General features: G+C 44.0%; 13 protein-coding genes. 5 read left to right on the top strand and 8 right to left on the bottom strand.

Translation table 11 applies throughout. The features are described from left to right. Positions 1–2: 2 nt before the first annotated feature. A complete protein-coding gene (locus BMW94_RS24355) occupies positions 3–452 on the bottom strand; it encodes an RrF2 family transcriptional regulator (RefSeq protein WP_091001394.1) in 450 nt (149 codons plus the stop codon). Between the two features lie 305 nt (positions 453–757). Between BMW94_RS24355 and BMW94_RS24350 the strand changes: the two genes are divergently transcribed. Then, positions 758–2227, top strand: coding sequence for a hypothetical protein (locus tag BMW94_RS24350; protein ID WP_091001393.1), 1470 nt, complete (start codon positions 758–760; stop codon positions 2225–2227). A 146-nt stretch (positions 2228–2373) separates the two neighbouring features. Then, on the top strand, positions 2374–3234 hold the full coding sequence (locus BMW94_RS24345; protein WP_254790348.1) for a hypothetical protein: 861 nt from the start codon (positions 2374–2376) through the stop codon (positions 3232–3234). Between the two features lie 113 nt (positions 3235–3347). Here BMW94_RS24345 and BMW94_RS31005 read toward each other — a convergent pair whose 3' ends face one another. From BMW94_RS31005 to BMW94_RS24330, 4 genes are all read right to left on the bottom strand, one after another. Beyond that, entirely contained in the window at positions 3348–3818 is a 471-nt protein-coding gene (locus tag BMW94_RS31005; protein WP_254790347.1) for a GNAT family N-acetyltransferase, read from the bottom strand. Then, the gene (locus tag BMW94_RS31000; RefSeq protein WP_254790346.1) at positions 3815–4156 is read right to left on the bottom strand and encodes a hypothetical protein; all 342 of its coding nucleotides are present in this window, start codon (positions 4154–4156) and stop codon (positions 3815–3817) included. The genes BMW94_RS31005 and BMW94_RS31000 overlap by 4 nt, the downstream gene beginning before the upstream one ends. Before the next feature lie 17 nt (positions 4157–4173). Further along, positions 4174–5406, bottom strand: a complete 1233-nt coding sequence (locus BMW94_RS24335) for a sensor histidine kinase (RefSeq protein ID WP_091001392.1) — start codon at positions 5404–5406, stop codon at positions 4174–4176. Positions 5407–5679: 273 nt separating this feature from the next. Next, on the bottom strand, positions 5680–6819 hold the full coding sequence (locus BMW94_RS24330) for a 5-methyltetrahydropteroyltriglutamate--homocysteine S-methyltransferase (protein ID WP_091001391.1): 1140 nt from the start codon (positions 6817–6819) through the stop codon (positions 5680–5682). A 241-nt stretch (positions 6820–7060) separates the two neighbouring features. Between BMW94_RS24330 and BMW94_RS24325 the strand changes: the two genes are divergently transcribed. Together BMW94_RS24325 and BMW94_RS24320 are read left to right on the top strand one after the other, a co-directional pair. Beyond that, the gene (locus tag BMW94_RS24325) at positions 7061–7447 is read left to right on the top strand and encodes a MerR family transcriptional regulator (RefSeq protein ID WP_091001390.1); all 387 of its coding nucleotides are present in this window, start codon (positions 7061–7063) and stop codon (positions 7445–7447) included. Between the two features lie 16 nt (positions 7448–7463). After that, positions 7464–8225, top strand: coding sequence for an SDR family oxidoreductase (locus tag BMW94_RS24320; RefSeq protein ID WP_091001389.1), 762 nt, complete (start codon positions 7464–7466; stop codon positions 8223–8225). Positions 8226–8374: 149 nt separating this feature from the next. Here the strand turns inward: BMW94_RS24320 and BMW94_RS24315 are convergent, their stop codons facing one another. Genes BMW94_RS24315 through BMW94_RS24305 form a run of 3 tightly spaced genes read right to left on the bottom strand, consistent with a single transcriptional unit; the run spans position 8375 to position 13628 of the window. After that, entirely contained in the window at positions 8375–10228 is a 1854-nt protein-coding gene (locus BMW94_RS24315) for a hypothetical protein (RefSeq protein ID WP_091001388.1), read from the bottom strand. 11 nt (positions 10229–10239) lie between these two features. Continuing rightward, positions 10240–12531: a glycosyltransferase family 2 protein gene (locus BMW94_RS24310; protein ID WP_175480834.1), complete on the bottom strand. Its 2292-nt coding sequence runs from the start codon at positions 12529–12531 to the stop codon at positions 10240–10242. Then, positions 12531–13628 (bottom strand): bifunctional glycosyltransferase family 2/GtrA family protein, encoded by a 1098-nt coding sequence (locus tag BMW94_RS24305; RefSeq protein WP_091001386.1) that lies wholly within the window; start codon positions 13626–13628, stop codon positions 12531–12533. The genes BMW94_RS24310 and BMW94_RS24305 overlap by 1 nt, the downstream gene beginning before the upstream one ends. 326 nt (positions 13629–13954) lie before the next feature. On the opposite strand from BMW94_RS24305, the gene BMW94_RS24300 reads away from it, so the two are divergent. Further along, a complete protein-coding gene (locus tag BMW94_RS24300; protein ID WP_091001385.1) occupies positions 13955–15664 on the top strand; it encodes a right-handed parallel beta-helix repeat-containing protein in 1710 nt (569 codons plus the stop codon). Positions 15665–15703: the final 39 nt, after the last annotated feature.

The raw sequence follows: 15703 nt of genomic DNA, 5'->3' as shown, positions 1-15703 counted from the left end.
TGTCAATTCTCCATGATCGGACTCATTCGTTTGGCCATGTCGGCAATGGTGTATTTTCGCAGGATTTCCAACACGCTATGATTAATTTCCCCCGTAATATCGCTGAACATGTCATACATCTGCATACCAAAGGAGTGATCGCCTGTGGAATCCAGCATTCCTTCACACAGCGATGCCTCGGTCTGAAGCGAAAGATATATATCGGCCAGTGTCACCGATTCCGGCGGCTGCTTCATGCGATAACCTCCATCGCGTCCTTCACGAACCTCCAGAATGTTCTCCTGAGCGAGTTTCGCCAATATTCGGCGAATTAATGTTGCTTCTGAGCATAATTGATCGGCGATATTGTTACTTGGATAGCGGTTAGAACTATTAGACATGAACACAAGGGCCTGCAATGCCAAGCCGAATGCCTTGCTATTGGAGGGACAGGTATGTTTGGCCTTTTTCATCGTACAGGGCTCCCTTCTTCGTTGCGTCCTGTGTAAATTATAGCAAACCCTCAATTCCCGTTCAACACGGCATCGAGGTTTGCAAACAACAGCTTGCTACGGTAAACCAGAAGGTACACGCCGAAGAAATAGTAAGAAGGGAACCTTCCAAAACAATCATATCCTCTACTCCTGACTCAGCAGGCGAGCAATATAGCTATTTTGTTCAAGGAAACTTCAAAACATCCTATAATAACCACTTAACAAACCATTAATACTGGTATATTATACAATTGTAGCAAAATTTTATTATATTTCGAGAGGGGATTTTAAACTTGAAAAAGACGCTTTCTATGGTTGTCGTCATGAATCTATTTCTCAGTTTTGCCTTCGGCTTTCAAGCGTTTGCAGACGATGACATGGCCGAATCGGGAGTTCACCCGGATGCCCATGTCGCAGAACAGGTATTGCAGCCAACTGGGGAGATGATATCCGAACTTACCAAGGATGCTTCTGAGTTGGATTCGTCCAAACTGAAGAAGCATCGGGTAAAGGCATCTGTAAATTTGGAATCGGCTACCGCGTCTTCAGAATTACAAAAGGGACTCATTTCGGCTCCGCAATCGGTTATCGCTACAGCCACAGCAGAGACTAATACATACACGGGCTATATCCAACAAGAAGGTACGTCCAGCTTTTTATATCCTATCTATGTACAACCGGGGAGCATACTTCAAGTACAAATGGATAATCCTGCTTCGGCGCAGCTAGATTATGATCTATATCTCTACGAATTTGACATGTCCACTGGTGAGTTGAACCCAACACCAATTGATTATTCAATTTATGGCACGTATCTGAATAACTATGGAAATGGATCAAGAACATTGTCTGAAAATGTGGGTACCAAAAACAGCACGGCCAGTTCCAAAGCCTACTTCATTGAAGTCTACGGCGCAGTTGGAGGCAGCATTAATGAACCATTCACTCTAACCGTCTCCACTAGCTCAACCTATGATGCGTACGAGACGGATGAAAATGCACTTCATGCTTATCCTTTCACGGTTGCAGCTGGAGGCTCTACTCTTTCAAGCCGCTCCATTAATTCGGAGGTTGATCAGGATTGGTATAAGATCACGGTTCCCGAAAGCAGAAATTATGATGCCATGCGTATCGATCTGGATCAAGCCTCTGTAGGAAATGGCTATAAGGCGGAATTGTATGGTGCATTAAGCAACAATCGGATGGTATTCATACCCTCCACCAACGGCAATGTGTCTCTAGGCACGGGAACATATTATTTGAAGGTGTATACAACAAGTAGTTATTCGGATAACAACTACTCATTACATCTTCAACCCGTACTAAGAGCGGATAAAGTCGTGATCACAGGTTATAATTCCAATGGCGGTTCGAATGACTACCCCACATATGCGTATGGACGCTACTACCGGATAACGGGAACCAGTTTTACGGTAACTGGCGTTGCCGCGACTTCAGATAACTATGCGGTAGCCAATGCGGAAGTAGAGGTTCTTTGGGAGAATGATTATTGGTCCGAAGGCAGCAACAACAGATATCGCAGTGCAAAGGTGATGACAAACAGCAGCGGTCAATTCACTGCTACGTTATCCCTGCCTCCTTCAACCGGGAGCATAAGTCAATACTTGCCGGGAGCCATAAGCTTCACGCATTACTATGATATTTGTGGTGTGCTGGCGAAGGTAACGAGTCGTCCAAGCGCAAATGATACGGATATTGTATACCACTTTGCCTACAGTATTTACGGAGGCTGATCGGATCGACAACAGAGCAATGGGCCGTTTATTTAAACGCCCATTGCTTTTTTTGTCCATTAATATAAAAAAATATGGAATATTATTCCGATACTATGATGAGAAGAGAATATTTGGAATATATCAAAACGAACAGGAGTGTGTTCATGATGAAAATTCAAAGCTCGCCCCAGCTTGACCTCAATGCCAAGATCAACTCGAGACAGCAGGCGGATAAACCATCTTTGGTCACAGGCACGATACCCGAACTGTCACATAACAACGACACAGTGGAGATCAGTCAGGCTTCCAGGCAGTTGGCAGCATCCGATATTGTAAATCATTCCGCTACATATTTTGGAACCGTTCAAATCAATGATTCCTTAAATCGCCTACTCGCAGATCAACCCTCGGAGGTGAAGGAAGCTGTCTATGGCATCATTCAATCCAATTTCATTACTAACGTAACCGAGGAAGAGGACAGATCAGCATTGCTGGAATTGGGTCTCACTCAAGCAAAGTATATCGCGGACAACTATATGAAAGGGGATCAAGCGACGGAATTCATGAATACGATTCGTCAAATCGCCGCCATCTCTACAACCAGAACGGTAGATCCTGAGACGAAAGAAATCCAATACGAGACTCCTCCTCAGAGACCTGTTGGGGCTCCAGATGATTATATTGATCTAAATTATATGATGAAGAAATTTGAACCGAAAACGCTGGACAAGCTCCAGGATGCGATTGTGAACGGAAAAGACTGGAACAGTATCCTGCAGAGTTTCGCCAAAAATGTATCGACTAATCAGGACTGGTTGAAGGAATACAAAGAGGACGTAGCCAAATCGACCGGGAATATCGCTGGGGAGAACAGATTCGAAAAAGCCTCTACTTCCAGCTTGTCTGAGTTTGTCCAAGATATCAAAAACATGATCGCTCATGCTGGATTAGAAAATAACGGTTTTCTGACAGACAATATAGAAGCATTTATGCGAACCTTGTCAATCCCGAGATCCAATGGATAATGGAGAAGATTCTCCAACATGAGTGATAAGCATGCCACTGAGAATCAAGATAAGCATGCTGTATATGTCTACAATTGATTCTCAGTGATGTCATGCTCGAAACTACTTTTCTCCTATTTGAATTTAATGTCAGCCACTTGACCACTTTTAACAAAACCTATATTTTGATAAACCTTATTCGCATCAGGGTTCTTCAAATCAGCATATAGCATCGGATTTAAACCCTCTGATATGAGGATAGAACATAATTCTGCCACAACTGCAGTTGCATATCCTTTCTTACGAAAGGCAGATGGTGTATATACTGCATTAATTCTCGCATGTCTTGGAGAGCGATGTGCAATATTAGCCATGGATACTGGGTGACCATCTATTAGCCAAAGATACAGATTACCTGTTTCTATGGCTGACTCTGCTGCTGAGATTTGACTAGACGGTTCAACTTTGACTCCATAAGCTGCTTCTGAGAAGCCAGCTAAAAATTCCGCCACTTTCTCCAAATGCTGTCTTGTAGCTAGATGCAATATACCTTCTACATGAGCTGGCTTTCTTACCTCTGAACAAACGTAGGATTCCATCATCATATTAGGGACAAATTCAAGCCTATTAGCCTCTGAGTATACCTCACAAAGTGTTCAACAGTCTTCCGATCTCCTGATATCCCCGGAAGCTCATTTCCCTTGAGAAATTCTAAAAGTTCTTGCAAGAGCTTGTTCTTTGGTTCAGCTGCAAGTTCTTTGGAAATCCACAACCAAGCGTTGTGCCCTTCAGTCTGGGCAAAGATCATTGTTTCATTAGATGCTTTTAGACAGGTTGAACGCTCTGACTCGCATATACGATGAATAAGATTGTACTGAACCTCATCCGCCATAAACATATTCTGACGCAGTACTTGATCGTTTACACCAAACTTCTGCAACATACCCATTCCTCCTCTATTCATGTAGAAGACACATAAGCCCCATCCGTAGCCAAGAAGCGAATCGTAACGGTCGTTCCTACACCTTTCTTACTCTCATAATGAATTTCCCCGTCATATTTTTCTACAATATTGAAACAGATCATTAATCCTAATCCGGTTCCATTACTTTTTAATGAGTAAAACGGCGTCCCGAGCGACTTCACCTCATCCTCTGACATTCCGCTTCCTTCATCCATAATTTTGATCTCGATATAATGTTGATTTCTCTTGGCTATTACAGTGACGGGAGTGCCCATATTCGAAGCTTCCAAAGCATTTTTAATTAAATTCATCAGCAACTGCTTAAACTCAATAGGATTAATAAAAATGAAGCAATTTTCCTCTGCCTCGATATGCATCTGATTATCAGATAACATCGCATAAGAACGAACCAGACCTGTTACACTCTGAAGAGCAGCGTTCACATTTACTTTTTCTGGCTTCTGATCTTTATTAGGCTTGGAAAGGGTTAGAAACTGAGAGGTAATCTGTTCAACGGTATTCAACTCATCAATCATCAATTTGAACTTGTTTTTGACTGGAGCATCAAATGCAGGATCTTCTCTGTATAACTGTAAAAAACCTCGAACAACGGTGACTGGATTTCTAATCTCATGCGCCACAGCAGCCGTCAAATGGGCTATCATCTTTAATCGCTCCGATTGTTGTAATTGCTCATGATAAAGCTGCTGCTTTTTCATACGACTAAAGGATAAATGGAAAATGAGAAATAATAATATCTGACTCGCTATAATATTAATGAGGTTCCCCAGGATATCATGATGTAAATACGAATATATATTACCTTGATCAATCAGGATGATGTAGCCAAACGTGATCAAAATTAAAAATCCATTCAGAATGATGGAGAAATAAAACAATTTTAAATCAAAAAACAGAATGGCAAGTGAGGGAATCAGACAAATGAGAATGTACGTAGTCCAGGTCTCTGGATATAAGAAGAACAAGGTATAGAAATAAGCAAAGGCAAACAGGATGATGATCTTTCTGAAAACATAGGTTTCATGCTTGGGGTAGATCAACAAACAAACCGCTAGAATGGCCACACACGAAAAATGGATAACATACCCCACCGTAATTCCGCTTAATTCTGTCGTCGATAGGATTAATCCAGATAACATAAGAGCAATGAGCGTTAACATGGAAATATAATATGTTTTTCGGTTCACCTGACTGTACAATTCTTTCATCCGCTCACCACTTTAAATTAATGTCGACACCTCGGTATGTATGTAGTTCTTTTCATTCCTATATGTAAAGGCATCCCACTGGATGCCCTTATCTATAATAGCATTGTATCTCATTTAACTGGCTATACAATATGAAAATTTGAAATAAACGATTCCCAACATCATAAAGGCCAACATTGGTCAAACTAAGGCAAGGATCGGAATGCCAAGTAGCCGTTCGGATCACTGTCCGTACGGCTACTCTTGGGTAAAAATATGCTTTTAGCTTATGAATTATTTCCAGATCTCTTCAGCAATTTCTTTGATAAAAGCAAGCTTCTGCCATTGCTGCTCTTCTGTCAGATGATTGCCTTCTTCCGTGGAAGCGAATCCGCATTGCGGGCTCAGGCAAATCCGATCCAGATCAACATATTGCTTCGCTTCCTCGATACGCTTCAGAATATCTTCCTTGCTTTCAAGCTCACCAAATTTGGAAGAGAACAGACCAAGCACGACCTGTTGGTTGTCTTTCAGGAAACGAAGTGGCTTGAAATCGCCTGCCCGGTCGGTATCAAACTCCAGATAGTAGCCGGAGTAGTTGTCAATGTTCAAGAGCGTTTGTGCGATCGGCTCATAACCTCCACCAACACCTGCATATGTTGATACGTAATTCCCACGGCATACATGTGTCGTTATGACGAGGTCGTCCGGCAAACCGGATACAACTTGCTCGTTCAATTTCGCAAGTTCGTTTGCATAATCGGCCACATTAACGCCAATCTGCTCCATCAATGCCATGAACTGCTGGTCGCAAAGTGCGCCCCACGTGCAATCGTCAATTTGAACGCTGCGGCAGCCCGCGTCATACAAAGCCAAGATGGCCTCTTTGTACGCTTTGGCAATATCCGAAAGCAGCTCTTCCCGGTTCGGGTAAATGGCTTGCGTACTTTCCTTATTTTCTGCACGGTCCAATTCAAACAGGAACTGTGCAGCAGCAGGAATGGATTGACGCGCAACGACGTCATCGCCAGCAACACCTTTTAAGAACGCATAATGTGAAACAAACGGATGGCTGCTGAAACTTACTTTGCCGGTCAGACGTGCTGTTTCGGGTCTGGATTTGGCACCGTTAAACTCATAGCCTTGATCAATGATGGTCCGGTCCACACCATCAAGTCCCCAGAAGAAGTCCAGATGCCACCAAGAGCGACGGAATTCCCCGTCCGTTACAGCTTGAAGGCCAACTTCTTTTTGTTTTTGCACGAGCTTCACAATTTCCGCGTTTTCTACTTCCTCTAGTTGCCCAGAAGTCATTTCACCGTTTTGGTATTTCGCTCTGGCCTCTTTCAACGTGCTTGGGCGCAAGAAACTGCCTACAATATCATATCGAAATGGAGTGACGGTACGCTGTTTAGGTTCTGTTTGAATGCTCATCGTTTAATCTCCCCGTAAATTAATTATAAAATTAAATATAACATATCCGATCGGATTTACCGTTCTACGAAAGAGCTATAGCAGGTTATAGTTAGAAGCTATAGCTGAGTTCATCTTTCCTTTACCGTGAGGCCTTATTACATCCTAAAGAGAAATTTAATTACCTTATTGACTTAAACCATAGTTTAAGTCGTATGCTATTCCTGTCGACAGAGTTAACACCTATTTGGAGGTCTCCAACATGAAGTACTTTTCCATTAGCGAAGCATCAGCCCAATTGAATATTCCAGATTCAACGTTACGTTTTTATGAGAAAAAAGGACTTCTGCCCATGATGGAGCGTGACGATGCTGGCAGGCGATTATTTTCAGAAGTTCAGATGGCCTTATTGGAAACCCTTGTTTGTTTAAAAAACACGCATATGCCCATTAGTCAGATTAAGCAATATATGGATTGGATCATCGAAGGGAACTGTACACTCGAGGCAAGGCTTGAAATGATGCAAAATCACAAGCGGGCGGTACTTGATGAAATTTCGTTAATGCAGGAATCACTAAAGGGCATTGATTTTAAAATTACACGTTACACCCATCAAATACAGGAAAGAAACGAACAAAAAGATACCTAAGAGGAGAGATACTATAATGAAAATTTCAGGAAATACAGTACTCATCACCGGTGGAAGCTCTGGGATCGGATTAGCATTTGCAGAACGTTTCTTAAGAGCTGGAAATACAGTTATTGTTACGGGACGACGTGAAGCTGTACTTCAACATGCGAAAGAAGCACACCCGGGCCTTATTACGTATGTGAATGATCTGAATATTGAATCCGAGCGTGTAGCGTTGTTTGATTGGGTAACTGCGAACTATCCGGAAGTGAATGTGTTAGTCAACAATGCTGGTATCCAACAGCGATTTAGTATGCTGACAGCGGATGCGAAGAACGATTGGAGTTATTTTGCCAAAGAAATTACAACGAATATTGAGGCTCCTTTTCATCTGTCCATGCTGTTCGCTGCTTATCTTGCAACCAAAGAAGAGGCCACGATAATTAACGTTACATCCGGATTAGCCTTTACACCGTTTGCCATTGCTCCGATATATTCAGCAACTAAAGCGGCACTTCACTCCTTTACAATCAGCCTGAGACACCAGCTTTCGGATACGTCTGTAGAGGTCATTGAAGTTGCTCCTCCGGCAGTAAGTACAGATCTGGGTGGAACAGGATTGCATACGCATGGAGAGCCATTGGATGCCTTTGCAGATGGAATTTTCGAAGGATTACAAGAAGGTCATAAGGAAATTGGATACGGTACCTCTGTTGCCCGCTTACGCATGTCCCGAGATGAAATCGACAAATATGCAGAAAGCATGTACAATGCAACGAAAAACTTCATTGAATAACTCACCTGTGAGCCATGTGATGCTATTGAATAGGTTCATCAAGCACAAGGTGTGCTTGATATAGAAGAGGCAGATGCGAGCTAAACGCCGTATCTGCCTCATTTTTATTCTATCCATGACCCATGAACAGCCCACTATAAATGTTGATCTCAAGTCAGCGTAAGAATGATCTGTTCTCCGGAACGGGTAATCTTGTAGATACCTTCCTTCATGTCAATGCCATAGTGCTTTTTCAGCAACCACTTTGCGTTACGATCCGTCTCCACGACGACCAGATAATCGTAGCCGCTCAGGAGATTGTCCATATTATCCTCATAGAACAACACGATCCCGTCCACATGCGGAGCATACAAGAAATACTTCCCGACATACTGCATGTAATAATTGGTGACCTGCTGGTCCCTGTCCGAGGCGTAGAACAGATATCTGTTCTTGTCCTCCTGACCATCTTTATACCAGCGATCGCCGGTAACCGCATGGATTTTGTAAGGGAGCGTTGTATCGTAGGTTTTGGCAATCGAGACGATCCCGTTGTATTCCGATAAAAGGATCGTCGCCGCAATCGCCATACAGCCGATAATTCCTTTTTGATAATGCCCCTTCGTCTCGACCGTCTTGAAGGATTGATAATCAGGCACTTCACCAATCCGGTAGTGGAATGAACGCTCTATGTCGATCGCAGCGCACAGCACCAGCCCACCGGCGAACAGCACCACGATACTCGACGCATAACGCTCGAAGCCTGCCAGTCTGATGGCCTCATCCAGTGGCATGGAGAAGAGATACAACGCTAGAATGCCTGCATAATACAGTAACAATACGACATCCAGCGCAATCAGTGCTTTCCACAAATTCCACTTCTTCTGGAGTACTACATAGGCAAATATCGAAGCCGCAATCGCTACAAGCTGGAAAATAACAATACCGATGACTGGTCGAGTCGTAATATCCGTACTCGATTTTAAGAACAGCCACAGAATCTCATGCATCTGCTCCGCCGTTTTGCCGGATTGAATGCCGGAAGTGGCCACATCGAATTTGTTATCGACGCCCTGAAATACCGTTGCCATCCGCCAGCTCCAGCCGAAGTATGGAATCAATGTACCGCAGATGGTGCCCACCACGGCGAGTGCATCTTTCCAACTGGACTTTTGTCTGTGTTTTAGCCATGTATACACCAGGAAGATCAGGCCGATGGCTGCAAAAATAATGCCTGTGCTTTTAATGACTGTCAGCACTCCTGCAAGTGGGAGCATGATTATACATGCTCGCTTGATATCATGACGATATTGGTATACGACCGCCAAGATAGCGAGCGCATAGATCGGAAGCAAGAAATCCACGAGCAGGTTGGTAATCCGAATCGTAAGGTTGAAGAAAGACAGTGTAGACAACCCGAGTCCGAGAAATGCATACAGCAGAAAACGTTTCTTCTCGGAAACGATGCCAAACATGGCGTAAAAACAGGAAAAGATCAGCAAACCTTGTGCCAGGAGCATCACGGACTGGTCATGCCCCATGAAGCGACAGACGTAATAAATAAACGACGAGGTCCCTAGCGGATAATTTTTAAAATCAATTAGGTTCGAATCCGGTGTCGGAAAAGCATTTGTGCTAAGCATCTGCTTCAAGACAATCGCCCAGTGTGAAAAGTTATCGTAGTGCGTCAATTGATTTTGGAAGAGTACCAGCAAGAAAATGAACGTCCCTGTCAGGAATGAAAATTGAAATAAGGAAAAAGAAATGCGAAAGGATGCCCCTCGGCGCAGTCCGAGAAACACCATTCCCCCATACAATAGTAATCCGACGAGAAGCAGGACAAGGCTGCCAATATAGAGCAGCCCTGCCAAACCGCTAAGAAAGACAATGCATGCTATGGAGGAAAACACAAATACAGGGATGAACTCCCAACGTATAGATAGTGCCTTTCGAACAAACTGCATGTAACCAATAAAGGAGATTATCAATAAAACTCCCATCACAAGTTGAAGAATATACAGCATCTCTATCTCTCCTAACCCTCTCTGGTGAAACGCTCGGCATGTGGATGGGTCAAATCACTCAGCAATTGATCAATCAAACCCCGCTCCACGATATCATCAATATTCTCCACCGAGAGAAGCACTTCACGACGACTGGCTGTTGTTTTCCCTGTATGCTGCAAAATGACTTCAATATTACTCTTCGTATAAAAAGTAACGACCGCTCCTGCCGCAATGTCACCATGGAGACCCGTGGCGGAAAAGAAACGATAATTGAAGCTGCGCAGCGTGCATCCCGCATGATTGGTGAATTGAACTGGAAGCTGAAGGGAAAGCCTCGGCATTTTTCGCTGATCCGATCTAGGTTGAATGATACGTTTTTTCACATTGCGCAGCATATCGTCGTAAGCCGTATCCCACAGATTCATCTGCTCTGGCAACGAGTGTTTACGGTCATAGATGATTTGCATGTATTGACGGTTATCCGTCTCATCAATAGGCTGAACCGTCGCAGAATAACGCCAGCCTTCCCCATCCTGTTTCACATAAACAATGACCGCATTGAGATGGGCCTCGTACCGCTCGGATTTTACAACCAGAGAGATCGTCTTCTGTTCAGGTAGATAAATGGGATACGGGACATAAAAGGCAATGCCTTGTTCAGATACATCCACTGTCTTGGCCTCATAGCGCACGTTCGTGTCCTGGTCGTGGATCATGACATCCTCCTGCGCCCGAATTCGCTCTGTCTCCCGATAGGCACGGCGCCCGATCATGAAGAACAGAGCATAACACAGCGCAATCATATTATGAACGAGCCAGAAAATAATGATACTGCTGAAGAACAGCGCGATGCCGTACTTGCCGTTAACATACCGAATCACAGCCGCAATCGACAGCAAGAGCAGGAAGATATGCGGAAGTGCATATAACAGAGCAGACATCCATTTGCGGCCATTCGCTCTGCTTTTGTTCGTAACCTTGAATTTTTTCTCGCGGATGCCCAGCGTTTCAAGGAGAACCGGCCATATAAGATAAGGCATAAATATCGTATCAATAACCTGACTCCAGCGCTGATTCCGAATATTGCTCGACAGATAACGCATCGATACGCTGTAGAAGAAATAGGACGGAAGCCAGAATATTAAGATTTGCCAGAAGGTTGTGTTTACAATCTTGAAATCGAATAGTGCAAACAAAATGGGTGCCAAAATGAAAATCAACCGGTTAAAGAAGGACCACCAGTATAAGAAACTGCTTAAATAGGTTACCCTCGTCCAGAAAGGAAGCTTCTCGGATAAAGGAGCACGCGTATTCTGCAGGCTCTGAATAATACCCCTTGCCCAGCGAATTCGCTGCTTAATCATGCTCGGGACTGTTGTTGTCGTCTGCCCGGCAGCTTGAACCTCTTGAGTCGCATAGGTAATATAGCCTTCCTGCTGCAAGCGGATGCTTGTCTCAAAGTCCTCCGTGATCGTATTCAGCGGGAAACCACCGATATCTTCCATACCTTGTCGGGAAATGATCGTATTGCTTCCGGTATAGGCTACCGCATTAGAGGCATTACGCAGAATGTTCACTTCTCTGGAGAAGAAATCCTGTTCATTCGGAATACCTTGCTCTGCATACAAGTTAAACTGGAATAGATCCGGATTGTAGAAGCTTTGAGGGGTCTGAACCAGCCCCAGTTTGAACTTCTTATCCATTTCATCCTCTCGGCGAAGACGCCATTGCCCGTTCTCTTCTATAAATGTAGAGAGCAAGAAATAAGGGACTGTTTTCATCAAAAAGGTATGCTGCGGAATCATATCTGCATCAAAGGTTGCAATGAGCGGAGAAGAACTTTTACTCAGTGCATTGTTCAGATTACCAGACTTGGCATCCTTATTCCCCGGGAACCCCAGATATCCTACGCCAAACTGCTTCGCAAGCTCCTCCACCTCAGGTCGTGCTCCATCATCACACAGATAGATGTGAACCTTCTGCTTGTCAGGGTAATCCATGAACGTACAAGCATTGACGGTTTTATACAACAAATCAACAGGCTCGTTATGAGTGGCAATGAACACATCCACATCCGGATAATATTCGGGAGGAACGATGGGAAAGTCGAGTTGCGTACGTTCCTTTTGCATCTTTTGAAAAAATAATTCAAAGGTGGTCAGTACAGTTACCGTCTCAGCCACAATGAGCAAAATGCCGAAGATGACGTTCAGTACGCCTTCTCCCCATGGGAGTGTAAAGAACATCCGCCATAGCAAATAAATCGACATCAGGATTATGGTGATGACAAAGAAAACATTTTGCCTTTTTTCGTTTTGCACTACAGCTGCTTCCTCCTTGCTGCAAATACCCATCTTCGCTGCAATTGAAAACTGAGCAGGAACAGCAAGGCATCACAGACAAATTTCGCAATTTTCTCATCCACGAAGAAAATCGTATGGAACAAATATACCCCCGTACTGGAAAGCACAATCACAAATCCGCACAATGTCAAATAGCGCCATAGACTGCCCTGACTATCCTCTTTGCGGAATACAAAGTGCCTATTCAGTACATAGTTGACGACAATAGAAATAATTCTCGCAATCACGGTGGCGAGCAAAATTCTTAGATAATCCTGCTGACCCAATATAGGCCGCAAAAAGTCGATCAAAAACCACGCAATTCCCAAATCGACGACAGAACTCGCAACGGAAGAGGAAATAAACCGCAGGAAGTTGGAGAACAGCACACCCATCACGCGAGCGCTGTCCTGAATCGCTTTAAAGTGTGTCCCTGCATTTCCATTCTCATAGATGACTTGAATCGGCATAGTATGAATCGGTATACCGGATTGAATGCACGAGATGAGCATCTGCAGCTCATATTCAAACCGGATACCGCGAACATCTTGCATGAACGCCAGCAATCCGGGGCCAAAGGCTCGAAGCCCGGTTTGGGTATCTGACAGCTTTTTGCCGTAAAGCGTAGCAAAAATAAAGGACGTCATTCGATTACCCAGCAAAGATTTCGGTGGTATGCCTCCCTCGCTGAAATTCCTTACCCCAAGAACCAATGCATCAGGATGCTGCCTGGCTTCTTTCGCCAGTCTGTATACATCCTCTGCTGCGTGCTGCCCATCTGAGTCTGCAGTGACGACGAACGAAGATGCATCAAACTGCTCTCCAATATACTTAAATCCTGTCTTAAGTGCAGCACCCTTTCCCAGATTTTCCGCATGCCGCAGCAGAACACACCCGTTCTCACCCAACTCTTCGAAAATCGACTGATATGCCTCACCAGATCCGTCATCCACAATGACAATATGGGTCAAACCATATTCTCGCAATTGCCGTACATAGGCTAGAAGTCTCTCATCTGGCTCAAGCGATGGAATAAGGACGATCGTTTTGCCGTCTTCAGTTTTATCTATAATCATCCGATTAAGCCTCAATTCGACATATTTTCACAAAATCTTTTTGAATATTGTGAGTATAACACCGAATTGTTATACAGTAAATGAACAACTTATATATATTTTGGTAAAAAATCTGCATACACATTCGTAGTAGTGTATAGGTAAAAAATACTAGGAATAGGACTGCAGGATGTTGCTGCCCGTTCGTTGTTATGGCTATAAATATGATGCATTCTTTCATTTATCTTTTCATAAAATGATTAAACTGGTAATTGAATTTTAATCTATTCAATCTGTATGCCGATCAATTTTATACAAAAAGGTAGTCATGAGAGGAGTGCACAGGGATGCCTCAGGAGGTTTTTGTTAATAGCGCATGGATTGGACTGCCCGTTGGGACCGTGGTCGGTCCGGGCATGATCATTGGAACCAATGCTTTTGGTACGATCACAGAGGGCGTAGCTGCAGTAGCCCCCCAAGGAACCGTACAGGTGGCGGCTGGAATATATAATGAATCCGTTGAAATCGATCAGCCGCTTCAACTGCATGGTGCTCAATATGGAGTTGATGCGCGTACTCGCTCTGGTAATCCTGCAGAAGAGTCTGTCGTTCAAAGCAGTATAGATTCAGGCATTTTCTTCCTTATTTCCAGCATCAACAGCAGTAGTGTGGTCATCGACGGATTCACCATACAAAACAATACGTTAGGTCCAGGAATCAACGCCAATGGAGCCCAGTCCGGGTTCTGGTTCCTTAATAACATCATTCAGAACAATACCATCGGCTTATACTTAAACTCTAACGGTTCCATTGAATGCTTGGTGCAACAAAATCTTATTAATAACAACAATCAAATTGGACCTTCAGGCGGAAACGCGATTTATTCGGATCAGGGATTTTCCAACGCCCTCATCGACAACAATACATTTACCAATAATCAAGGAACGATGACCTTAATAGGTGGTGAAACTACGCCCTTAGAGAATGTTGTCATTTCTAACAATAATACGGTTTCGGATGGCGGAATTTTTCTGCTTACTTGTCAAAACATCAGTATTCTAAATAATAATATCAGTACCAACACAGCTGACGGCATTTTTCTATCAGGAGGAAATGACCGGATTACGATTTTGAACAATATCTTGCAATTCAATACCGGTAACGCAATTAACGTGCAACTGGATTTTACCGCTGTCCTCAATTCAAATATCCGTGCCAAACATAACAGCATCGCGGGGAATACAGTGGCCGGCTTAACGGTAGCTACAGGAAGCTACAATAATACAGCACCGAATTTGAATCTGGATGCCACGAATAACTGGTGGGGTGATCCGAGCGGCCCAAATGTCAACGGTGGGGGACCAGGCACGGGGCAAGCGATCATCGATCCCGATTTGGTAACTTTGTATATCCCATTTCTTGCTGAAGACCCGTTTATCCCGACTTCCCTTATTACTCCTGTGCAAAGACTAAGCAGCAGTGCAACGAACGTATATGTAGCGGCAGACCGTGATACAGCCGTAGCCGCTGCTAATTTGGGAACCGGTACGCTGGCTGTAGAGGTGCCCCAATTTCCGCTTTGGAGCATCCTAACGGAATTTAATAATGACAATAACCCAGTATTCGGTAGCGTTCCCAATCCAGTTATAGTATGGGATGCAACGACAGCTCCAGGACAAGTGTTTGGCTTTGCCGCAGCCACAGATTCCTTTACGCTTGCTGCCGCAGGGGAGGTTTTGATTAATTTAACGGCATTCGCCGACAATGCCATGGAGGCACAAATCGATCTTGTGGACGCGACAACGAATACGATTATATCGACACCGCCGCTCGGCGTCTTGCTATTAGACGGAAGTATGGACCCTACACCTGTTATTCTGGATTTCCCCTTCAACTGGCAGAACATTCGCTTTTATTCCATACCCACTGGGCCGCTCCCTGCTGGCGAATACAAAGTGATTGTTTCCTTTACCGTAGTCAACTATCTTCAATATATGTCCTATCCGGACCCTGCTGGGTTATCCTTTGTTGCGGATGTTTATACCGCAAGTACTTAATATGCAGCTTGGGAGGATCGTTTTCGAGTCTGATTCCCT

The organism is Paenibacillus sp. OK003, from assembly GCF_900109515.1.
Taxonomy (GTDB): Bacteria; Bacillota; Bacilli; order Paenibacillales; family Paenibacillaceae; genus Paenibacillus; species Paenibacillus marchantiae.
Note: the sequence above shows the minus strand (reverse complement) of the source record. Positions and strands in the feature narration are given on the sequence as shown.